Here is a 20,387-nt window from a genome sequence, read left to right on the forward strand (position 1 = left end):
CCTGTTTTCTTTATAATTCGACGTTTAAGAGATGATTACCTTGTTTCGCTAAGAAAAGTGGCTCTCTAAATCAAGAGTTTTTCAACACTCTCCTAGGAGGCCGTTGAAAAAGTCCATCTGCTGCGTTGCGGCTGCGGCCGCAGCCTCAACGCTCAACGTGCTGGGAGTGCACTTTAAAGCTTAAGGCCTTGCCGCGCCTTGCAGCAGGAGCAATTTCGAACGGCCCCGGGCGGTAGTTTATCAACCTGTTTACGGCTTTATACGCTGGGAGATAAAAATTGACCAAATGTTCTTCTCCATAACGGAGGATGCCGGCAGAAAACTGGGGATGTATGACTTTTTTATTAACAACGCGCTGGCCGGGGCTGTGACCATAAGCATTGTTCTCCTGGTGCTGCGGTTCGTGCTAAGAGCGCTGATTTTATCCTGGCTTGGCCGCAGGGGCGGAACAATGGTTATCGCACTTGTCGAGGCTGCCGCCGTTTTCATGTTTATAGCCACGGCCTGGCGAAATCCCGGGGTGCTGGTTGCGAGCATAGCCTGGGGGGCGGTAATTTATAATACTCTATTGCAAACCATTTGAAGGGGGAAAAGGAGATAATACGGTACGACATAATCATTGCCGCGCTGCTTTTAACCTGTGTCGGGGCTCTGGCGTCCGGCATTTATTTTTGGTTGAACCGTTCCAGGTTAAAAGAGAGGATGGAGCAGGTAAATAGACAGCGTATAGCCACCAGGAGAGATGTTTTAAGATTACTCAGCAGCCATTTTCTGCGCCTCCTGCAAAAAGCCGGTATCAACACCAATATGGCTGCTCTGGACAGGAAGCTGTTTCTGTCCGGCCGCCCGTTCAATCTATCCGCCGAAGAGTTTTGCGGGGCCTGGATTACGCTTGCTGCCGCAGCCATGGTTGCCGGCACCATATTGGCGTTAAGCGGAGTCTTGCAGCCGTTATTTGCCTTCGGCCTGGTTGCTCTTGCCGGATTTTTACCTCACCTGGTGGTGGACGCGGGCGCCGGGGCCGGCCGGAATCGATTGGGCACGGAAACTATTAACCTTATACTGCGGCTGGAACTGGGCACATCGGCGGGGCTGACGCCCATGCGGGTGCTGGAATGGGCGTCTGAGGGCAACAGCCTTTTGGCGCAGTTGTTAAAATCCTTAACCCGCGAAGTGGCAATGGGTAAACTGACACACATTGTATTCACCAGGCTTGCGGACGACTACGGCGTGCCTGAGGCCAGGGAAGTGGCGGTATCCCTGAAGCAGGCGGAGGTGCAGGGCCTTCCTATCTCCAGCTCTCTTGCGGATTTATCCCGTGATTTGCGGGACAGCCGGGAAAGGGAGGCGGAAATCCAGATTGTTAAGATGAGGCCCTCAATAGAGGGCATACTCACGGCAACCATGATGGTGGCGGCAATTACTCTTATGGTGGGGCCTTTGGCAGCAGAAAACATTGGTGTAATAAACCACATGGTGGATGCCGCCACACCGTATAGCCATTAGATTTACAAGGAGGATAAAGGCAATGCTTAAAAGGTTAATTTTAGATCGAACCGGAGGGCCGTTGGAAAAGGCGGTTATCTGGGCATTTCTGCTCGGTGGATTTTATTTTGTTTGGACAAGTATCCTGCGGCCTGCCTTTCAAGATTCGGCAGAAAGGCAGGCTGATATTTTAAACAATACAGGTGATGAATAAGCGTCGCTTCTTCCTTCCGGCCTCCGGCACAAACTGCCGGAGGCCGGAACAAATCAGGCTGGAATTGTTATTTCACCTGAAATATAAAACACCGGGAAGGTGCCTTTATTTTATCTCGCTGACAGCCTGTAAGACCCCGTCCACAAAGGCCGGGGATAAACAGGCAATTAAGGAAAGGGGACACACCTCTATGTTTTTAATGTTTTATATAAAAATGTTTTACATAACCTATCAAACTTTTAAGTATGAGTTCCTTTTATGGCTTGCTATCCTGTGGGGGACCTCGTTAATTATGTATTCGGGTATCCTGCCTCTGCCATGGTCTTTAATCCTTCCTCTTTTGGTATGGACGGCTTATACGGATATACGTTTCAGAATTATCCCCAATACCGCGGTGCTGGCTTTAGCCGCGACCGGGTTTGTCCTACAGCCTCACGACGCGGTTACGGGCTTTTTGGGATGCTTTATAATTCTCCTGCCGCTATACTGTCTTAACGGTATTGGCGGGGGGGACGTAAAGCTGACCGCAGCCATGGGTGCGCTCCTGGGTTATAGAGGAGGTGTGGAGGCGCTGTTCTTTACCAGCCTGCTGGCGATAGCCTACATATTTATTATTAAGTTAACCCGGGGAAAGGCTCTTGGCTGGATTAAGGACAGTATTTTTACTACTTTTACTATAAGATTCATACGTGTCGCCGGTTTTAAAAGGCCCGCCGGTCAGGCGGAGCTGATCAAAGAGACTGTACCGCTTGGAGCCTTTTTCTTGCCGGGGATTTTGATGCTATTTCTATTCCAGGGGGGAAAGACATGCTAAAGGACAGAAGGGGCGACATAATGGTGATGGTAGTGTTTATAATACCCATTACCCTGTTTTTGCTGAATTTTATGCTGACATACGGTCTTGCGGAGTATTCCAAGAGCACCTTGATAACCGCCTCCAGGGAGGCCGCCCGGACCTATGCGGTAAGCCACGACCGGGAGCTGGCCCGCACAACGGCGGAAAATATAATAACTCAAACCCTGAACAGTGACAGAGAGTATTTTAACCCCGGAAGCGATATAGTTCTTTTCGATGAAGGGAAATACGCCGCGGCCACGGTCAACTACCGGGTGCCGGTGGCGGTGCCGGCTATGTTCAGGCTAATCGGAGTGAACACCATTATTGGCAATCATATGCAGGTATCATCAACCGCCAGGTTTGTAAAAGAGGCGGTGCCCTCATGGTAAAAAGGCTTATAAAAGATAACCGCGGAATGGCAATGGCCTTCCCGGTTTTATTTATAATTCTCCTGGCCTTTACCGGCCTGGTGCTGGACATAGGCCGCAGCCACATTATCCGGGGACAGATGCAGACAATAGCAGATTCGGCGTCCCTGGCCGGGGCGATGACGGCCGAGGTGAAATATGATTCCGAATTTCAGGAAAACCAGTACAGTGTTCCGATTTACGAAACACAGATGGTAACAGAGTCATATCAGTACTGGGCAGCCGACGAAAGCCAGGAGGGGGGGCATTACGAGACCGGCGCTTACACTTATCCCGTGCAGGTTATTGTGGGCTATAAAGATTATGTTGACCTTAAACAAACCTTTGTAAATCCCCAAACAGTTATAACTGATCCGCAAAAAGCAAGGGAAAGCGCCATAGACGCGGCCCTGGCAAATACACCAAACTGGCCGGATATGGGGGTGGCATCGCCGGACCGGGGGTATTATGGGGAAACCCTTAATGGAGATGGTTATGCCGGGCTTGTGACAAGCCAAATAAAAAATTTCCCCGGGGTCTATCAGACGCAATGGCCGGGATACTACTCGGAGCTGCGGTTAAAAGCAAATCCGGGCTTTTTACGGTTTGTATATGATGAGCAGTTGCCCATATACGTAGACTCCGAGTCCATAGCAATACTACGGCCCGATACGGAAAAAACCCGGGCCGGGGCGGAAATGACCGTTGAACTGCCGGCTGATGTGGAAGACATTAAGGAAAGTTTGAGAAGCGACTCATCATCATACTGGAATCCAAGTTAAGGGAGGTGCGAATTTGAAAAAGGCAACACTGGCACTCGCTGTGGCGGCCATACTGGTTTTAGGCGTATTGCTCGGCGCCGGGGGCATGTATTATTTTGACGAAATATATCCGGTGCAAAAGACTCAGAGAATGATAGCCAAACAAAAGGAGAAAATGGATAAAATGGTTCGCAGCGGTGTGATTACAGATGTCAAGCCCGGTGAGATAACACTTAAGGTTGACCAGGCGGGTGATAATTCTATTAAAGGCAAAGAAATAACTGTAAAAGTAGACCCGGAAACAACCCTGCAGGAAGATTCCAAAATAATTGACGGTCACAACACGGTAAGCCTGGCGGATACATTAAAGCCGGGGATGAAAATAGATGTAATGGATAATAACGGTAGGGCTTTGGCGATTCACTGGAGTGGACTAAATGAGTAAATATAAATTTCATGCAGTGGCTTTTATGATATTTCTCTTTTTTGTTCAGGGTTGCGGAAACAAATTGCCGGAACCCAAGCCTATACCGTTGGCATTTTCTTCGGAAGGCAGTTACGCAGGTTACCAAACAGGAGAAATAAGAATTAAAAACCATCATGGCATGGAAATATTTCACGTTAGCAACAATATGAAAAGAAAAATCAAAGGTATGAATATAAAGAAGGGTTCTTATGTTCATGTCGATTATTATCGAGAAGTTTACAAGGGTAATATTAAGTCAGGCATTAAATATGTGAGACATATTGAGCTTATCAATGAGAAAAGGCAGCCAATGGATGATATGAAGGGGTGAGGAGGTGCAAATAGAGGCCGGCGGCCTTATTTTTTGAGAACAAAAATATTGGTTTGCGGATAATAAGAGAAATAATTAGCGGAAATAAATTGCAGAATGATCTGGAATATGGTAAAATTAGCCTGAGGTGATGATTATGTACACACCAAGGTTTAGTTTTACCCAGGAAATTATAGGGTTGCTGGGGCGGATAGAATTCGTTCGGGGTAAATTAAAGGACAAAAAACTGCCACTACATATTTCAAGTGATTTAAAACAGCGGGCAAGACTTAAGAGTACGCATTATTCAACGGCTATAGAAGGCAACCCGCTTACGTTTCGGGAAGTTGAGGGATTGATAAAGAAACGCCCCGAAGCAACAGAAGACAGATATGCTCAGGAGGTACGGAATTACTGGCGTGCCATGGCTTTTTTAAGAGTTTCAAAAGCCATGAAAATAACAGTATCGGAGGATTTTATCAAGCGACTTCACAGAATCATTGAGGTGAGAGGACCTGGCCGTAGAGGAAAACAAAGCGAATACCGGGGCCAAACACCGCCGGGGATTTTGTTTTGCATTAGAGATTCGGTAACAGGTGAGATAGATTATATTCCTCCGGCTTACGATGATGTCCCGGTATTAATGACCGGACTGGTTCACTGGATTGATAAAGCCGTGGATATACCCGTCCCTGTGAAGGCCGCCATTGCAGCCTATCAGTTACTAACCATTCACCCCTTTTCCGATGGAAACGGCAGGCTGGCAAGGGCGTTGTCCCTATATATACTTATGGTTGGGGATTATGACCTTAACGGATACTTTTCGATCGAGGAATATTATTTTAAAGACATCCAAGCGTATTACGGCAACCTGCAAATGGGCTTGCCGGTGGAATACTACCAAGGCAGGAACAATGCCGACACAACCCCCTGGATAACTTATTTTCTAAAGACAATGACGGAGGCGTTTGAAAATATCGCATCATCAGCGGATAGATTGCATGAGGCAACCGGGGGAAAACTTCTGGAACTATCCAGAAAAGAAATTAAATTATTAGAACTAGCCTTGCGTTTTGAAGGCAAGCCATTATCATTAGAAACCATGGCTAACTGGTTTGGAGTAACGAAACGTACTATGCAGGAATGGGTAAAAGAATGGCTGACAATACAACTGCTTGAACCTGCCAGTGGAAAACAGAGAATAACTTCATATGTTCTGGGAGTTAAATACCGTGAATTAAAGTTTGAAGATATTTTCTAAAGGTGGTGGTGAACCCACTCCTCCCTTCGCTTTGCTCAGGCTGGACAAGGACTGCGGCAGGTGGCATAATCGCCTGATGCACCAGTGTGACGGGATAGACAAAAACAATCAATTTCATAAGCGAGGAGGTAAGTAATGAGGAAAAATACTGGTTCACTTTGTATGTTGTTAATTATTGCATTAAGTCTGTTTGTAATTGCATGCGGGGAGAAAAAGGATCCGATAGTAGGCTATTGGAAAACTTACAATCCTTTAGCTACACCAGTTAGACTCGTGCTAAATGAGAACGGAACAGGAATATATGTGTTTGAGAAGGAAATTTACGACATTAAAGAGTATGAATATAATTATAAAAAAACCCCTTACTGGTTGGATTTAGTACTGGCAGATCGCGATAAAGAAATACGTATTAAATTAATTTTCGAATATATTGGAAAAGAATTTAATGTGATGAGAGTTTGCCTTCCGTCTAAAAACAATTATGATGAACGCCCAAACAAATTTTATGATTTGCCAAACGTAGCAGAAACAATCATTATGAAAAAATTTGACAAACACAGCAAGAACGATTATTTTGAAAAAACTTGATAAACGTTAATGTTTATAATGTCGAATCTCATATAAAGATAATAACCTATTATGATTTATAGAAAATGATATAAATTAAACTTAACGATATTAACGATTGAATAATTGACTTAAAGCTAATAATTAAGTATAATGTATGGTAAGAAATAGGAAAATTACATAGGGATGGTGTGCGAATGCAAAGACGAGCGATTATTGCGTTTGTGGCAGTGATAATTCTAGCCTTATTTACTATTAACCTAAAGTATATTGCGCCAACACCGGCGCATGCCGAAGAAAGCGATAAGCACGATGTAATATTCACTTTGGGCAAAACTACATACACCGTTGACGGCCGGGAAAAAGAACTTGATGTCGCACCGTACGCCAAAAACGGCAGGACCTACATACCGGTTCGCTATCTTGCCCAGGCCCTGGGCGCAAAGGTGCAGTGGGACGAAGAATCGCAGACCGTATGGCTGACAAAGGACAAGAGAATACGGCTTGTGGTGGGGTCTTCGGTTTTGGTGGTGAACGATAGGGAACGCTTTTCTGGGAAGCTTATGTAAATAAGGATATTAGAATAATATTTGAACAAAATAGTGACCCCCTTGTTCTTCATGCTATCGGACATCACGACGTTTTGAAGAAATTTGATCTTTATCATTCAGTCATGATTATAAAAGGTGGTGTGAAAATGCGAAAACAAAATGCCTTAATTGCTTTTCTGGCGGTTATAGTCCTGGCTTTATTCACAATTAACCTGAGGTATATTGCGCCAACGCCGGCACATGCCGAAGCAAGCACAAATAACACACATGATACAGTGTTTTTCGTGGGTAAAACCACCTATCAGGCGGATGGAAAAACGGTCACAATGGATGCGGCACCCTACACCGCAAACGACAGGACATATGTACCGGTTAGATACCTGGCCGAAGCCCTGGGAATGACCGTGGAGTGGAATAAGGCATCACAAACGGTGAGTTTAAAGGGCAAAAAGGAAATAAAGCTGGTGGTAAATAGTAAAACCATGCTGGTAAACGGCAACCCGACCAAAATGGACGTAGCCCCGGTGATTTACAAGGGCAGGACAATGCTTCCGGCCAGGTGGGTGGCCGAGGCTGAAGGGTACAAGGTGTACTGGTTTGAAAAGCTGAAAACAGTTCACGTCTGGCCGGTGGTTTATTTCGAGGGCGGCTGGAGAGTGCCAAAAGAGAATATTCACCCGATAACCACTTATATGAAAATATACATGAACCACAAGGATGCTGCGGTGGAAACAATCGCGGGGAAATATACGGTTAAAGATGCTTTCAGTGTTCCTTATGATACGTTCAGAGTACCTTTTCAGGAAATGCTCAGGATATACGGATTTCCAGTGGATTATAACTTGACTGAAAAAAGTAATACCCTAATCCTATACGGTGGACGCTGGAAAGCAAAAATGGCAATTGGCGATGAGAAAATATTTGAAGCAGAACAATGGACAGAATCTTTTTCCAATGAATACTGGGTCGATCATAAAAAACCTTACCGGGCACCGAATGGCTCATGGATGGTGCAACATGGAGTGGAACTGTATTTTGAGGACATGTTGTTTGGAACTGGGTGCGACATAACTGACGCCATAGATAGCGGCGGTGAATATACTGAGTTTATTGTCGATACCAACCCCGATTGATTCGGGGTTGGCGTTTTTTTAGGAGGAATGAAGAATGAATAAGAAAAGGAAGATGGCTGTATTTTCGGTTCTATTTCTTATGCTTTTAGGTGGACTGGCATATGCCGCAGGTGTAGAGGATTCACCATATAAAGGACGGGAGTACAGCCACAAAGCATTCGTAAAGTTTTACACAAACGATGGAGTAAATGCAAACAGGTATATAGGTGAATTGTACTGCCCGGCTTATGTTGTAAAAGATCAAAAGAATACGGGCTGGACGGCTGTTCACACGGATGACATACCGAAAAACTCTTCCTTGTACGTGGATTATTTCGGACTGGTCAACTGGCCCCAAATAGAGGGCCATGATGATTTTTACCTGGCCAGCGGTCCTGACTGGGGCAGCAAAGTAAACTATTTGGACATTGGCGAGACTGACTGGGTGGAGTATTCCTTAAACCGTCATAAAATACCCATTGATATGAGTGAAGCAGATCTTAATAAAATAAAAAATGATGAGCTGAAAATGTACTGGAAAGGCAGGGCGCAAAAACTAACGGCTACCAAGGATGATCCCAAAATTGTGTATAAAGCAGAGGCCCAAAATGACCCTGCAGATATAGTCAGCGACGGCACTTATTACTACTACATCCTTGACAGGGTGGACGGACAGCTTGTGGGCTATAGGGATATTCGCGTAGATGGCGAAGGCATGAAAAACCTTATACACGGTGAAGAATTAGGGGGTTACGCCCATTTCAAACTTAAATTCAACCTGAACCTGAAGGTCGGCAATGCCCAGGCCCAAATTTCAGGCAATCAGCTTAAATGCAGCACAATGTTTTTCAGGGATAAAGCCCCATATATCCCCATTCACTCCAAAACTACTCTCAGAGCATATATTCAGGAAGAAGGAGGGACGCTCAGGCTGGTCAAGGAGACTGCCCTTAACAGCCTGGCTCTTGATCTGGGTGAACAGGACACGGACAGGCAAATCAATACATGGGCATTTACCGTTAATGAAGCACCCAAAAAGAGCGCAACCGTTTACTATACAATCAATAAAAAATATGAAAACGGCCGGTGGATAGATGAGAATTTATATTTATGGTCCAGGCTTCCCGAGGGCAACCTGGTGGAAAGTATCGTTTACGGCGGCGGCGCCAGGGAATCAACTTATGATGATAATATTGCCACGGTACAGTTAAACTTAGAGAGCCAAACACCGGAACCTGAGGAAGATGAAGAAAATGATGATCAGAGCGTAAACCTGCAGGCGGTAAGCGTACAGGTATTGCAGGACGGCAGCCCGGTAACCGAAATAGAGGATACCGGAATATACACCGTCAGGGCTAACTACAAAATAGGCAACATTAAAAAAACAGCCCCGGTTGATATTCGCTGGTACGTGCTGGACGGTAATGAACGTAAAATGAAAGCTTCGAATTATGCTTACGCGGAACCCAACAAATCTCTAACTTATGAATGGATCTGGACAGGCTCCGACGCCATTGACAGTGATGAGGTGGACATAGTGGCCGCCATCAACATTACTGACGTGAATGGAACATGGCAAAAGCTTTCTAATACCGAAATAGGCGAAGAAGAAACCTATGATGACAACGTTACCCCATCCATAACAATAACCGCCAAGGACGAAGAAACACAGAAATACCAGGGCGATATAAACCATACCATAGGAGGATTTGACACGGGCACCGGATATACGGGGGAGGTAATAGTAACCTGGACAGAGGTAAACATACCGCCTCCGCCGCCCCTGCCGAGGGCCAGGGTGACGGCAATACTTGTGCCGCCCTCGAGGGACAGCGGTTACCGAAGCAGAAGTGAAATGCAAACCTCAAGGAGTACCAACGGATTGTATCTCAAAACGGAGGATATCAACGGCGCCACCATACAGGGTGTCTGGATACAAACCGAGGTTAATGGAGAAATGGAGGAAGTGTTCGCCCAGTGCGACAACAACGGCAGGTTCACCGGAAAAGGGTATTTGCAGCGGGTGACCATGGTGCAGGAGGCAGCCGGTGAAAAGAACACCCGGCAGATATATCCCAAGGCGGCAAATAAGTGGCAGTCACTGTCCGGCAGAATGGACGGCGGCATATACGGACAGCTGAACGAGGATAAAAAGCGCAAGAAAACCTGGGTTAATTATAAATTAAACGACAAAACCATACTGGTGGAAATGGTAAACAATAACCAATTTTCCACCGCAAGTAAAATTATGGTGGACAACTGGGGCAACAAATTAACCACCACGGCGGAATTTCAGGCCAAACAAAAGCTCTATGTAAAAGTTGATAATTTCCTGGAGCCCGGGGGGGACGGTTGGCAGCACATCAACGTCCTAACCGGGGTAACCGGCTTTAACGCTTCCGGGGGGCCACCCTGGATGATTAACGTGGCCAACGCCAACGGCCAGGGCTACCATAATGGAAAAGACACCGGGGGCGGCTGGCTGAACCCCTTTGAATGCCACTCCGAGGAAGAGGGGTATTTCTTAATACCCAAATATGAAGACCCCGGGCTTAAAAGCAAATACCGGGTTTCCGGCCCGGCCCCGTATACCAACAGCGATTACGACCATTATTTAAAGGAAACCAAACAAGGGCGGCTGACAATATCAAGGGTGTCTCTTGAAAACTACTTCATGCCGGGTATATTCTTGAAGCCGTGCTTCGTGCCCAGATATAAATTCGTGCCGGCGGGCGACAATCCAAACATAGGAACCCTGGAGGAGACCGGAGTGGAGCCGGGCTATGCCTTTGTTACGGGAGATATACCGCCGCCCGGCGACTGCTGGGTGAATGAGGCCGGAGACATTGTTTTCACCAACAATACCAGCTGGGCGGAGGACGTTAAGATAACGGTAACGGCGTCATACTCGGTTTGCGACGTTGAGAAAGGCGAGTTTATCGGCGAAACCAGGGTGCTGCGGGATGAATTGGGCAGTTCCCGGGAGACGGTCAGAAGCTGCGAGCAAACCTTTAAAGGCACCGTTCCTGCGGGTGAAGCCCAAACCATAGGCACCATGAGCGGAATTATGGACTGGATAGGCAAAAACTATCCGGGAACGAAAGAGGATAGGATTGGCAACGGGGAGTACTATTATTACAGGCAAACCGGCCCCCTGGACATCAAAATAACCTTTGATGAAATAGCCGTAAAAGTAACTCCTGACTATGTGGGGGAAATACCCGTGGCCCCGGCGCCCAAACTGGACTCCCGGTGTAAACTCTCAAATAAAATATCCAAAGATATTAGGTGAGAAAACAGGGAAAAAAACGGAAAAAACCTATAAAATATAAGGACTTGAGGGGTTAAAGTTTTGGACATTTTGGAATGAGAAAAAACTAAAAAATTTTGGCCGGCGAGGGTGGCTTTTATCAATTTGGAACCATCATTTACCATTATAACACTTTTGGTGTTATAAATAACGGGACGGTGTTATTAGTGTTACAATAGTGTTAAAAGTCAGTTATCATGGGCGTTACAAGGTTATAATGTGAATAAAAATTACACTATTGAGATGGGTTTTAATGGCATCAGTGGTAATATAAGTTAGGACAAAGTTGCGGACACAAATTTTTATGGCGGAAAGAGGCTGTATATATTGATATATATGGATTTTTTGCGATAGTCAGTATGCAAACAAATGCAATTTTGCGGACATAAAAAAGACCAAAAAAATAAAAATTCAATGTATATTTATACATGCTGTGCATATTTATGCATTGAAAAAAGTAAACATGGGCCTTTAATAACATCTAATATGTGTTGTTGAAGGCCCATGTTTACTTTTTGGGTGATTATAATCTGTTAATTATACTGGCGATATTATTATGCTTTGATAAATACCGGCGAAGGTAATTTTTGTCTAAGACCCCTCTACCCAGCTTAAGAAGATCATCCAAGGCGGCCTCAATAAGGTGAAAACATTTCTCATTAAGAAATGTGCTGATTAAGTAAAAATGCCAAACATCATTTTGAAAATCACCGAAAAGCCTAAATCCCATTTCTTCATCATGAACCCAGGTCATTTTTCCATTATATGAGACTGTAGTTTTCCTGGGATTAATATCTAATACACGAATGAAAGCCGTTGCGTTTCCTTTTTTGGAGCTCGGTTGAATTGATGTAAAGACACCTTCTTTTTCTTTTGTTTTTCGGGCACATATCCATTGGACAAGAATAGAATCGTTTATGCTTAAATCAATTACATTTGCAACGGGAGAAAGATTGTTTTCCGTGTCGAACCCCCCTCGACTAATTATTGTATTTGTGGAATTAATTCCACAAATACCGCCAAAAAAAATCAGGCTGATTCTCTACCTGCGGCCTCTTCTGAAGTTGATACAAACGATTCTCCCTTTTTAATTGTTCTATTCTGATACGTGAACTTAATAAAGTTAATCACCTGCCTTTGGTCTTCCGTATCCAGTCCACGAAACATATCTATAATGTCATTTTCTATGTCATTAAGTCCGTTATGGCGGAACCTCCCTGTTTCAGCTTTGATTCTAGTAAGTGCTAAAAGCTCCTCCTTATCTTTTTTATCTAGTTTACTAAATAGAAATAATATTTCTTCGTCGAGGTCAATAAAGGCTGCCTCATTAGAAGGTTGTGTATATCTTTTTGATTCCTCCATAATTAAGGTGCTATTATTGTCATTTATAATATATTCTTCTCCAGGCCCAATACCGGTTCCTTTAATTAACCAATCTGTTGATACATTATATTTCTCTGATATTGTTGCTATTGACTGGAGACTAGGCTTTGACCTGCCACTTTCCCAATCACCAACATTACCTTGTGAAACACCAATTGATTTGGCAAGTTTTGGTTGAGATAAGTTATTAACTTTTCTAAGATATTTTAATCTCGTCATAATGTCATCCATTAATACACCTCCGTGTAACGTATTTACGATGGGCTGAGTTGCTGCTAAAAATAAACAATGACGCCTAGCAATAAACGTATTTACGATAATTTATTATTGCGTACATCGTATTTACGATATATAATATTTTTAACGGGAAAAAATTCCACAACCCCAATATATCATTGCCCCTGTTTAATGGACAAGACAAAAGTTTTCACATTTTTCTCGGTTTGTCGAATGGGCAGAAAGGAGTATTGAAAAAGGCTAACTGAGAATAACACTTTTTAAATTCGGGAGGTGTGCGCAATGAATGAAAAACAGCTAACCGGATTTGGAGTTGCCGTTAAAATGGCCCTATTGGAAAAGAAAATATCGCAAAAGGATTTTTGTCAAGCACACAGCATCCCCGAAAACAGAATGTCAGAAATTCTCTACGGAGTAAGGCCGGGCAAGAGGTATCGGGATAAAATTGCTAAACTCCTGGGAATCGAACAGGAGATAATAGCATCCTGAAAGGAGGTGCTAGGAGATGCTTGAACTTAAACGGGCCAAGGAAGAAATCAGCGATGAGGTTGTTCTTAACCAACAACGGGACTTTAGGATTAATGCGCTGAAAGATGTTTTGATGGAAAAACTCGACCAAGTTAGGGCGCTGGATAATGAGATTAAGCTCATTAAGGCAAAGCGCCAGGCGCTATTGGAAATTGGGGACCTTATTAATCAGGAAATGTCGAGACTATTGGAGGAATGGAGTCAGGGCGGCAGTAACGATGCTAACGATAAAATTGCTTAGTTTGGTTATTGGAAAAAGCATTAATACATTAAAAATTTATGTTCAAAAACCGTTTAAAGCCAGTTTAATTAAGGTTTAAATGCCTTTTAAAGAAGGTGCTGGAGAGTGAAGAAAATCCGTGAGCAGGTCTTCCGGGTTGTCGGGGATATCATGAGAATGTCCTCGGCGCTGAATACCCTGGCCAAAGAGCATGAACGCGAAGGGTATAAAGTGGAGCGCGGCTTGGCCGGCGTGGTGATACTGAAGTTGGAAAATGGAGAAGTACATTTCGTGCCGGCAGGATCGACTATCAAACAAGTGCTATACGCATATAGGGAAACTGCTTAGTCTGGTTGTTAAGGAAATGTTAGGAAAGGTGGTGGCGTTTTGAAAGAGAAATTCAACCGTTTTCTCGATGATGTTTCAGCTACCGATATTGATGCAGAACAGAACGTGCTTTGCGCGTTACTCATTGATAACATGGCTATAGAAAAAGTAATTAACAAACTGCAGCCGGAAGATTTTCAAAAGAACGAGCATCAATTGATTTACACAACAATTAGAAACCTTTATCAAAAGGGGCTAAGAGTAGATCTAATCCCAGTAGTAGGGGAGCTAATCAGAGCTAAAAAGCTGATTGATGCCGGAGGAATAGAATACTTGACCGTTTTGATAGAAGCAGTTCCGACATCATCGAATATTGAGCACTACGCTAAACGAGTGCTTGAAAAAGCATTATTGAGGCTGTTATTAAGTGCTATGGCCGAAAATGTTATGGAATCCGTGATGGCGGGTGGGCAAAGATGTCACTCCTACCTATAGGGTTTCTGGGCAAATATCCTGATTGTAAATGCGTGTTCAGAGACATGGATGAAAATGGGGAATGCATGTCGCGCTGTTGCAAAAGAGTTAATTCATGCGAAGAGTGCCATTTCGGAGGGCAAAAGGAAAAAAAGAGAAAGCTTGTTGATTTAAGCAAACGGAGAAAGAGGTGAACATGTGAGAATAATCGTTATTGCAGTTGATATGTATTTCCGCTGGTTGGAAATACGGCGGAAAGCACGGAGGTGGAAGCAATATTTCAAAGCTGGCGGGGCCGTGAGATAAAAAAAATGGGCTTTCGCCCAAGCAAAAAATGCAAATAAATTATATCAGACAATTCATCTAAAGGCAATTTAGGGCTCATTAATGATGGAGTTTATAGGAAGGGGGTTGTTAGGTATAGAGGCGTTATTGACAGTTTCTCAAGCCGCAGAATTGACCGGAGCTTCTGAAAGGACAGTACGCAGACATATTAGTTCCGGCAAGATTATGGCAAACGCCACGGTTAAAGACGGAAAGTCTTTTCGTATACCGGTAACATCCCTTCCTATTGAAGCTCAGAAAGCGTACTGGATGCAAAAGCAGGCGGAGGTCCAAGAGATTATCGAGCAACGTGAATCTTCCCCTGCTCAGCTCACTGAAAAAATAAATACCGTAGCTGATTTGACGGCTAAATACGGTAACAAAAAAGCTAAGGAGATACTTGCCACGCCTCTTAAACGGGAAAAAATCGTGCTTGAAGCTATCGAAATCCAGGGTTGTAAAGGGAATAAGACCAGGCAGCTTAAGGAGATTGCTAAAAAGCACAAAATAACCCGGGAGACTTTAGGAAGGTGGATCAAGGAATATCAAACAGAGGGGTTGATCGGCCTGGTGCATGAGAAATACCGCCAGCCGGCAGATGGTTTGGAAGCCAAAGGACGCAGAGCGGTAAACCAGGAAATGCGAGATTTCATTATAGCCATGTTTTTACGAAATATGAAGCCCAAAGGCTCCCATATCTATGAGCAATTGAAGAAAGCTGCGGAAATAAAAGGCTGGAAACTGCCGAGCAAAGCAACAATATACCGTGTGATAGACGAAATATCCAAATCTGAGGTTGTTATGGCCCATAAGGGCAAAGAAGCTTGGAAGGCAGAGGTTAAACCCAAAACTAAACGTACATACGACAACCTCATGGTGATGCAGGAAATAGTTGGAGACGGCCATAAATGGGATATTTTCGTCAACTGGGAAGGCCGGGCAATAAGGGCCGAATTGAGCGCCTGGGTTGATTTACGGAGTAGGGCTATCGTTGGCTGGTGCATCACGGCCAAGGCCAACAGTGAAAGTATCGGGCTGGCTCTCAAACATGCAATAGAATCATATGGTTTACCCGGGACAATATATACCGATAATGGAAAAGACTATCTGAGTGATTATATTGAAGCGGTATGCAAAGACCTTGATATAGACATTAGAAACTGCATACCTAAAACACCGCAATCAAAGCTCATAGAAAGGCTATTCCGTGAAGTAACGGATAAATTTAGCCGGTATCAGCCCGGTTATTGCGGAAACAATCCAGAGAACAGGCCAGCAGGTTTTAATCAGAACAAGCTTTTGCAGGCAGGCAAGCTAATGACGATTGATGAGCTTGCCGAAAAATTCGCAACCTGGGTTAAAAAATATAACAATGCGATTCATGGCGAGCTAAAGGATACACCTAAAAATGTTGTATCAAGTGTGGAACACTTCCGCCCCGGCAAAGTTGAGCAGCAGGTGCTTCAGGTATTATTTATGAAGCGGAGCCATGTTAAGGTTCATCCTGGATACATTCGCCTTTATGGCCGTGATTTCTGGACATTCGGAACTGAAATTGACTGGTTGGTTGGCAAATACGTTGATGTTTGGTATGACTTTCACAATATGGGCAGGGTGCTGATATGGTACGGCGGTAAAATCGTGGGCACAGCTGAAAATAAGCAAGCTCTCAGACACGGCGAGGATAGGGTTCAGCTTGCCGCAGAGCAAAAGGCAAAAGCGAAGTTTGAAAAAGAAACACGCCGCCGTATTGATGAATATGCCCAGCGGTTGGGGGATGATCTTGACCAAATATTGCCGGAGGATGTACTAAATCGTAAAAGAAAGGGCCAGCGATATATAACTGGACCGGATGTTAATAGTGAGAATAACGTTCACCGGCTAACCGGGCATGAAAAGGATGCCGCAGCAGCTGCCCAGGCGTTAGAACAGGCAGCAAACAATCCGGGGCCTGATAAGCCGGCCCAAATGAGCCGGGCTAAGAAGATGCTTTTGGAAGAGGGCCGGAAAGCCCTGGCCCAATAAATTCGAGGAGGTATTACAAATGAGTATGAACGGAGCTGAGATAATCACTATGCCTGGAATAGTTGATAAGGAAATACAAGAATTGCAGGAATGGGCAGCCGGCTATGTTAAAAACCAGGGCGTCACAGTAGCCACCATGGCTACCGAGGCCAATATTAACCGTTCTCTTCTCAGCCAGTTTATCAACCATGGCAAATATAATCAGAATCTTATCGATAATCTCAAGGCTTTAAGAGGCAGGATTGAGCCGGAAACTACCGAGGCCGACGTTCAGGTAAATGCTGGACAGTCGAAAAAATCACAATCCCCTCCCCCGCCACAATCTCAGCTCATGCCAAAGAAATATTCACATGAATTTGGCATACAGCAAACCGAAGATTTTCTTTCTGCCGTTGGGATATGCTCCAAATGCTACAAAGACCGTACAATCGGCGCAATTATCGGGCATGCCGGGTCCGGAAAAACCACGGTTCTGGAAGAGTTCGCCAAAGGGCGGCCTGATGTAGTTCTCATTCGGGCCAATATCACAATGACGGTAAAGGGCCTGCTTTTGGCAATCGGGGAAGCCATCGGCCTGGGAATAATCTCCGGGAGCAAGGAGAGAATGCTGGGGCAGATAGTGGCTGAACTTAAGTCTAACCCTCAGATGATAATAGTCGATGAGGCTGACATGCTGGTGGACAGGTTTTCAGTGGTTAGACTTGAAACTCTCCGGGCCATTTGGGACCAGGCGCAAATAGCATTGGTTATTTGCGGAATGCCTAAATTAGCCAAGTTTATTGTTAAAGGCCCTGGTGGTGACGAGAACCTGGCTCAGATTTACTCCAGGATCCAGAGAGGATACAAGATGAAAGGCGTATCCAAGGATGAGTTAACAAAAATACTGGACAATTTTAATATGGATGAACCGGCTAAAAAGCACCTTCTCACCAGGGGAGCGTCCCTAACCCATGGGGGATTAAGACGATTGTCAAGGATACTCCAGAATGCCCTTGATATGACGGAGGAAGGCGAACAAATCACCCTTGAGATTATACAGCTGGCATGTTCACTGCTGGTTACCCCGGAAACACTTGGCCTTAGTTTTTAGAGGTAATTTATTCGGAAGGGGTTGAATTACATGTGTTTTTGGGGCCGGTTCAATAACCCTATTGCTCGGGTAAACGTGAAAACCGGAGAAGGCTATTGCAGGCTGGATGAGGTCTGGTTTAATGAGCAATGCAGCGTATTAACCCAGGAGGAATATGATAAGCGGATACAACGGGAAATGCCAGTCGTTAATGCGGATGCCGACGTTCCCAAGAAGCAATCAGTTATTTCTACGGAAGCAATAACTGATAGTGCACAAAAGAAAAGGGGCGGAAAGCAGGGTAGGTTTCTCCGGGGCGCGTGGGGAGACAAGGCAGCGATATAACTGAAAGGATGGGATAAATGGATGTATCGTTAAGGAATAAGCTCATTGAAGCCCGGACCCTCATTGAGGATGTCATGGAAAATATTCCAGAGGGCAGTGAAGTATTCGATGACGTAATTGGAGCCTGGGCGCAGCTTAATGTGGTGATAGAAAAACACGGTGAATAAGCCGAAAATCCCGGCAGCATGCCGGGGTTCGTGGGGTGTGGATGGCCTCCCCCCACCTGACGACCGCAAGGATGCGGGCCAGGAGCGCCTGGCGGCAGGCCACAAGTAATTAAAAAGGAAGGTGAGTTGAGTCAATCAATGAGACACAAGGTAATCAGCAAAGGCGGCGGACTGATAATCCCGGCAGACATTCGAAGGCAATACAACTTCCTCAGCGGCGCGGCGGTGGATATCGCAGTTAAGGACGGGTGCATTTTGGTAAGCCAGCACACACCGCGCTGCATTTTCTGCAATAACCATGAAGGCGTTGGCAAGCACATGGACAGGTATGTCTGCAAAGCTTGCGTAACCGCTATGGTAAAGGATGTGGGGACAATTGGATAAGGCTGTATGGATGGCGAAGGTTGATGAATTGGCTAAGTGGATGAGCTTGGCGGAGGATGCTAAAAAGGAAATCGACAAATTAAAGGGTGAGTTTCAAAAGCAGGCAATGAAAGACCTGGAAAACAAGAAGGTTAAGCGGGTGGAGTTTTGGGGAAGCGCCGGCGCTAAAGTCGAGGTAACCACCAGTGAAACCTTAAAGCTGGTATCGTATAATTTCCTGCTGCAGGTCATCGGGGAAGTGTTATTAAGGGACTTTGTAAAGATAGAGCCCAATTATAATCTATCCGCTCCATTTAAGCGCATCCTAACCGCCATATTCCAGGGTGATTACATGGAGCAGCCAGTGGAAGATGTCATCGCTCAGATAAGCGATGACGAAAAAACCAGGAAGTTACTAAAGAAGAAACTTAAAGGGAACTGGGAGAAAGACCTGGCTAATCTGAAGGTCATCGCCGGGCTGAATGAAGAGGAAGCGGAGCATTTTGCCTATTTCATTCAGGAGGCCAAGAACTACGAAAAGATTTTGCATCTGTTGGAGGCCGCAGGTCATGCCCGTGATAGCCAGGAGTTTAAAGTTGCCTTGGAGGCTATCCGGCACGCCGTGGTGGTTGAAGAAGGCATCAAGGTAAGCCTGGAGATTGAAAAAGTAGCATGAGCAAAAATAAATACACCGATGAAGAGAAGGCATTGGTCGAATACCTGAAATCAAAATTAATTTCCCGGGGGATAGTAAAGTTCCCTCGGGACTGGCACCTAAAACAGTTGTCAAGCGCCAGGTATATGCTGGCTGGAGACAACGCCCCCAACCTGGATGAATGGAAAGCCTGTATTGACTGGTGCCTGGCGGACAAATTCTGGTGTGATAAAGTTGACCACCTGGCCGCTGTGGAAAGACTTCGGACAAAATACTCCCTACAAGGTAACAAGGCCGGGGGACTCATCAAATCGATAAATGATGAAAAAAAGAAATCGGAAATGTTGGATAAGCTCTATATGAGATAGCATTCCCACCGGGTTAAAAAGGCGGTGGCACATGAATATAACAAGGCATGCGAAAAAGCGTTATCGTGAAAGAATTAATAGCGATACCGAAAATATTGAACAAGAAATAATAGACTGCTATGAAAAGGCAGTAGCTGTCTATGAAGAAGGGGTTAACGGCGACTCAAAGGAATTTCTAGTACATGAAAACGTTCTTTTTGTGTATACGCCGGTAACAGACACTATAATTACCGTTATTGACATCAATTTTGGTTTCAGTGAATCTGTAAACATGGAGCTTTGTCGTTTACAGCTTGAAAGAGTATTAAGCCTAAAAGAGCGTTTATCTTCTGAGAAATCCAAAGCAAGCAAAGTATATGAAAAATTTGATAAAAAAATCACAGTAATAGACGGTGAAATAGATTTATTGCAAAAAAAGCTTGAAGCTATTCAAGCAAAACGGGAATTAATCTTGGCGTCAAAAACAAAAATATTTAAAAATGTTCAGTCTACGGAAAAAGAATACATTGCGGAGGCTAAGAGGTTGGTCTATTCCACCAGCTTTCGAGTGGAAGAATTAAACGTCAAACATGCCTAACCATTTGGCTGGGCGTCAATTCGTCCGGCCAAATATAACCTTG

The 20,387-nt window shown here is 44.7% G+C and carries 25 protein-coding genes; 24 read left to right on the forward strand and 1 reads right to left on the reverse strand.

All coding sequences use genetic code 11. The features are described from left to right. Positions 1-286 precede the first annotated feature (286 nt). From DCCM_RS10700 to DCCM_RS10755, 13 genes are all read left to right on the forward strand, one after another. A complete protein-coding gene (locus DCCM_RS10700; RefSeq protein ID WP_104372396.1) occupies positions 287-583 on the forward strand; it encodes a hypothetical protein in 297 nt (98 codons plus the stop codon). Further along, a complete protein-coding gene (locus DCCM_RS10705) occupies positions 580-1,506 on the forward strand; it encodes a type II secretion system F family protein (protein ID WP_104372397.1) in 927 nt (308 codons plus the stop codon). Before DCCM_RS10700 ends, DCCM_RS10705 begins: the two co-directional genes overlap by 4 nt. 22 nt (positions 1,507-1,528) lie before the next feature. Then, a complete protein-coding gene (locus tag DCCM_RS18610; protein ID WP_165792111.1) occupies positions 1,529-1,699 on the forward strand; it encodes a hypothetical protein in 171 nt (56 codons plus the stop codon). A 292-nt stretch (positions 1,700-1,991) separates the two neighbouring features. Further along, a complete protein-coding gene (locus DCCM_RS18615; RefSeq protein WP_165792112.1) occupies positions 1,992-2,513 on the forward strand; it encodes an A24 family peptidase in 522 nt (173 codons plus the stop codon). Beyond that, the gene (locus tag DCCM_RS10715; RefSeq protein WP_104372399.1) at positions 2,507-2,926 is read left to right on the forward strand and encodes a TadE/TadG family type IV pilus assembly protein; all 420 of its coding nucleotides are present in this window, start codon (positions 2,507-2,509) and stop codon (positions 2,924-2,926) included. The genes DCCM_RS18615 and DCCM_RS10715 overlap by 7 nt, the downstream gene beginning before the upstream one ends. After that, entirely contained in the window at positions 2,920-3,726 is an 807-nt protein-coding gene (locus DCCM_RS10720; RefSeq protein ID WP_104372400.1) for a Tad domain-containing protein, read from the forward strand. Before DCCM_RS10715 ends, DCCM_RS10720 begins: the two co-directional genes overlap by 7 nt. Before the next feature lie 13 nt (positions 3,727-3,739). Then, the gene (locus DCCM_RS10725; protein ID WP_104372401.1) at positions 3,740-4,150 is read left to right on the forward strand and encodes a hypothetical protein; all 411 of its coding nucleotides are present in this window, start codon (positions 3,740-3,742) and stop codon (positions 4,148-4,150) included. Continuing rightward, the gene (locus DCCM_RS10730) at positions 4,143-4,502 is read left to right on the forward strand and encodes a hypothetical protein (RefSeq protein ID WP_104372402.1); all 360 of its coding nucleotides are present in this window, start codon (positions 4,143-4,145) and stop codon (positions 4,500-4,502) included. Before DCCM_RS10725 ends, DCCM_RS10730 begins: the two co-directional genes overlap by 8 nt. Before the next feature lie 136 nt (positions 4,503-4,638). Continuing rightward, positions 4,639-5,742 carry a Fic family protein gene (locus DCCM_RS10735; protein WP_231702745.1) on the forward strand — a complete coding sequence of 368 codons (1,104 nt, stop codon included), beginning with the start codon at positions 4,639-4,641 and terminating at the stop codon, positions 5,740-5,742. A 135-nt stretch (positions 5,743-5,877) separates the two neighbouring features. Further along, positions 5,878-6,330 (forward strand): hypothetical protein, encoded by a 453-nt coding sequence (locus DCCM_RS10740; protein ID WP_104372403.1) that lies wholly within the window; start codon positions 5,878-5,880, stop codon positions 6,328-6,330. Positions 6,331-6,506: 176 nt separating this feature from the next. Beyond that, positions 6,507-6,878, forward strand: a complete 372-nt coding sequence (locus DCCM_RS10745) for a copper amine oxidase N-terminal domain-containing protein (RefSeq protein WP_104372404.1) — start codon at positions 6,507-6,509, stop codon at positions 6,876-6,878. A gap of 128 nt (positions 6,879-7,006) precedes the next feature. Then, on the forward strand, positions 7,007-7,993 hold the full coding sequence (locus tag DCCM_RS10750) for a copper amine oxidase N-terminal domain-containing protein (RefSeq protein WP_165792113.1): 987 nt from the start codon (positions 7,007-7,009) through the stop codon (positions 7,991-7,993). 34 nt (positions 7,994-8,027) lie between these two features. Then, positions 8,028-11,264 (forward strand): hypothetical protein, encoded by a 3,237-nt coding sequence (locus DCCM_RS10755; RefSeq protein ID WP_104372406.1) that lies wholly within the window; start codon positions 8,028-8,030, stop codon positions 11,262-11,264. Between the two features lie 1,047 nt (positions 11,265-12,311). Here DCCM_RS10755 and DCCM_RS10765 read toward each other — a convergent pair. Continuing rightward, complete coding sequence (locus tag DCCM_RS10765) at positions 12,312-12,896, reverse strand: helix-turn-helix domain-containing protein (protein ID WP_104372408.1); 585 nt, start codon at positions 12,894-12,896, stop codon at positions 12,312-12,314. A gap of 288 nt (positions 12,897-13,184) precedes the next feature. Here DCCM_RS10765 and DCCM_RS10770 point away from each other — a divergent pair, with 288 nt between their 5' ends. The 11 genes from DCCM_RS10770 (at position 13,185) to DCCM_RS10820 (ending at position 20,344) form a co-directional block, all read left to right on the forward strand. Continuing rightward, a complete protein-coding gene (locus tag DCCM_RS10770; RefSeq protein ID WP_104372409.1) occupies positions 13,185-13,391 on the forward strand; it encodes a Rha family transcriptional regulator in 207 nt (68 codons plus the stop codon). Positions 13,392-13,407: 16 nt separating this feature from the next. Further along, the gene (locus DCCM_RS10775; protein WP_104372410.1) at positions 13,408-13,671 is read left to right on the forward strand and encodes a hypothetical protein; all 264 of its coding nucleotides are present in this window, start codon (positions 13,408-13,410) and stop codon (positions 13,669-13,671) included. Positions 13,672-13,776: 105 nt separating this feature from the next. After that, entirely contained in the window at positions 13,777-13,998 is a 222-nt protein-coding gene (locus tag DCCM_RS10780) for a hypothetical protein (protein WP_104372411.1), read from the forward strand. A 39-nt stretch (positions 13,999-14,037) separates the two neighbouring features. Then, a complete protein-coding gene (locus DCCM_RS10785; RefSeq protein ID WP_104372412.1) occupies positions 14,038-14,472 on the forward strand; it encodes a DnaB-like helicase N-terminal domain-containing protein in 435 nt (144 codons plus the stop codon). Positions 14,473-14,883: 411 nt separating this feature from the next. Further along, positions 14,884-16,800, forward strand: a complete 1,917-nt coding sequence (locus DCCM_RS10790) for a TnsB C-terminal domain-containing protein (RefSeq protein ID WP_207655583.1) — start codon at positions 14,884-14,886, stop codon at positions 16,798-16,800. A gap of 19 nt (positions 16,801-16,819) precedes the next feature. Then, positions 16,820-17,890, forward strand: a complete 1,071-nt coding sequence (locus DCCM_RS10795; protein ID WP_104372414.1) for an AAA family ATPase — start codon at positions 16,820-16,822, stop codon at positions 17,888-17,890. Between the two features lie 341 nt (positions 17,891-18,231). Beyond that, positions 18,232-18,381 (forward strand): hypothetical protein, encoded by a 150-nt coding sequence (locus DCCM_RS18620; RefSeq protein WP_165792115.1) that lies wholly within the window; start codon positions 18,232-18,234, stop codon positions 18,379-18,381. A gap of 126 nt (positions 18,382-18,507) precedes the next feature. Further along, complete coding sequence (locus DCCM_RS10805) at positions 18,508-18,765, forward strand: AbrB/MazE/SpoVT family DNA-binding domain-containing protein (protein WP_128739135.1); 258 nt, start codon at positions 18,508-18,510, stop codon at positions 18,763-18,765. Beyond that, the gene (locus DCCM_RS10810) at positions 18,758-19,420 is read left to right on the forward strand and encodes a hypothetical protein (protein ID WP_104372417.1); all 663 of its coding nucleotides are present in this window, start codon (positions 18,758-18,760) and stop codon (positions 19,418-19,420) included. Before DCCM_RS10805 ends, DCCM_RS10810 begins: the two co-directional genes overlap by 8 nt. Beyond that, positions 19,417-19,767, forward strand: coding sequence for a hypothetical protein (locus DCCM_RS10815; RefSeq protein ID WP_104372418.1), 351 nt, complete (start codon positions 19,417-19,419; stop codon positions 19,765-19,767). Before DCCM_RS10810 ends, DCCM_RS10815 begins: the two co-directional genes overlap by 4 nt. A 31-nt stretch (positions 19,768-19,798) precedes the next feature. Continuing rightward, positions 19,799-20,344, forward strand: a complete 546-nt coding sequence (locus tag DCCM_RS10820) for a hypothetical protein (protein WP_104372419.1) — start codon at positions 19,799-19,801, stop codon at positions 20,342-20,344. Positions 20,345-20,387: the final 43 nt, after the last annotated feature.

Source organism: Desulfocucumis palustris, from assembly GCF_002933875.1.
GTDB lineage: Bacteria > Bacillota > Desulfotomaculia > Desulfotomaculales > Desulfocucumaceae > Desulfocucumis > Desulfocucumis palustris.

Bases quoted from the DNA above. Each gene is read 5' to 3' on its own strand.
- DCCM_RS10700 (WP_104372396.1), top strand. From the start codon at position 287: ATGTTCTTCTCCATAACGGAGGATGCCGGCAGAAAACTGGGGATGTAT.
- DCCM_RS18610 (WP_165792111.1), top strand. From the start codon at position 1,529: ATGCTTAAAAGGTTAATTTTAGATCGAACCGGAGGGCCGTTGGAAAAG.
- DCCM_RS18615 (WP_165792112.1), top strand. From the start codon at position 1,992: ATGTATTCGGGTATCCTGCCTCTGCCATGGTCTTTAATCCTTCCTCTT.
- DCCM_RS10715 (WP_104372399.1), top strand. From the start codon at position 2,507: ATGCTAAAGGACAGAAGGGGCGACATAATGGTGATGGTAGTGTTTATA.
- DCCM_RS10720 (WP_104372400.1), top strand. From the start codon at position 2,920: ATGGTAAAAAGGCTTATAAAAGATAACCGCGGAATGGCAATGGCCTTC.
- DCCM_RS10730 (WP_104372402.1), top strand. From the start codon at position 4,143: ATGAGTAAATATAAATTTCATGCAGTGGCTTTTATGATATTTCTCTTT.
- DCCM_RS10735 (WP_231702745.1), top strand. From the start codon at position 4,639: ATGTACACACCAAGGTTTAGTTTTACCCAGGAAATTATAGGGTTGCTG.
- DCCM_RS10740 (WP_104372403.1), top strand. From the start codon at position 5,878: ATGAGGAAAAATACTGGTTCACTTTGTATGTTGTTAATTATTGCATTA.
- DCCM_RS10745 (WP_104372404.1), top strand. From the start codon at position 6,507: ATGCAAAGACGAGCGATTATTGCGTTTGTGGCAGTGATAATTCTAGCC.
- DCCM_RS10750 (WP_165792113.1), top strand. From the start codon at position 7,007: ATGCGAAAACAAAATGCCTTAATTGCTTTTCTGGCGGTTATAGTCCTG.
- DCCM_RS10755 (WP_104372406.1), top strand. From the start codon at position 8,028: ATGAATAAGAAAAGGAAGATGGCTGTATTTTCGGTTCTATTTCTTATG.
- DCCM_RS10765 (WP_104372408.1), bottom strand. From the start codon at position 12,896: ATGGATGACATTATGACGAGATTAAAATATCTTAGAAAAGTTAATAAC.
- DCCM_RS10770 (WP_104372409.1), top strand. From the start codon at position 13,185: ATGAATGAAAAACAGCTAACCGGATTTGGAGTTGCCGTTAAAATGGCC.
- DCCM_RS10775 (WP_104372410.1), top strand. From the start codon at position 13,408: ATGCTTGAACTTAAACGGGCCAAGGAAGAAATCAGCGATGAGGTTGTT.
- DCCM_RS10795 (WP_104372414.1), top strand. From the start codon at position 16,820: ATGAGTATGAACGGAGCTGAGATAATCACTATGCCTGGAATAGTTGAT.
- DCCM_RS18620 (WP_165792115.1), top strand. From the start codon at position 18,232: ATGGATGTATCGTTAAGGAATAAGCTCATTGAAGCCCGGACCCTCATT.
- DCCM_RS10815 (WP_104372418.1), top strand. From the start codon at position 19,417: ATGAGCAAAAATAAATACACCGATGAAGAGAAGGCATTGGTCGAATAC.
- DCCM_RS10820 (WP_104372419.1), top strand. From the start codon at position 19,799: ATGAATATAACAAGGCATGCGAAAAAGCGTTATCGTGAAAGAATTAAT.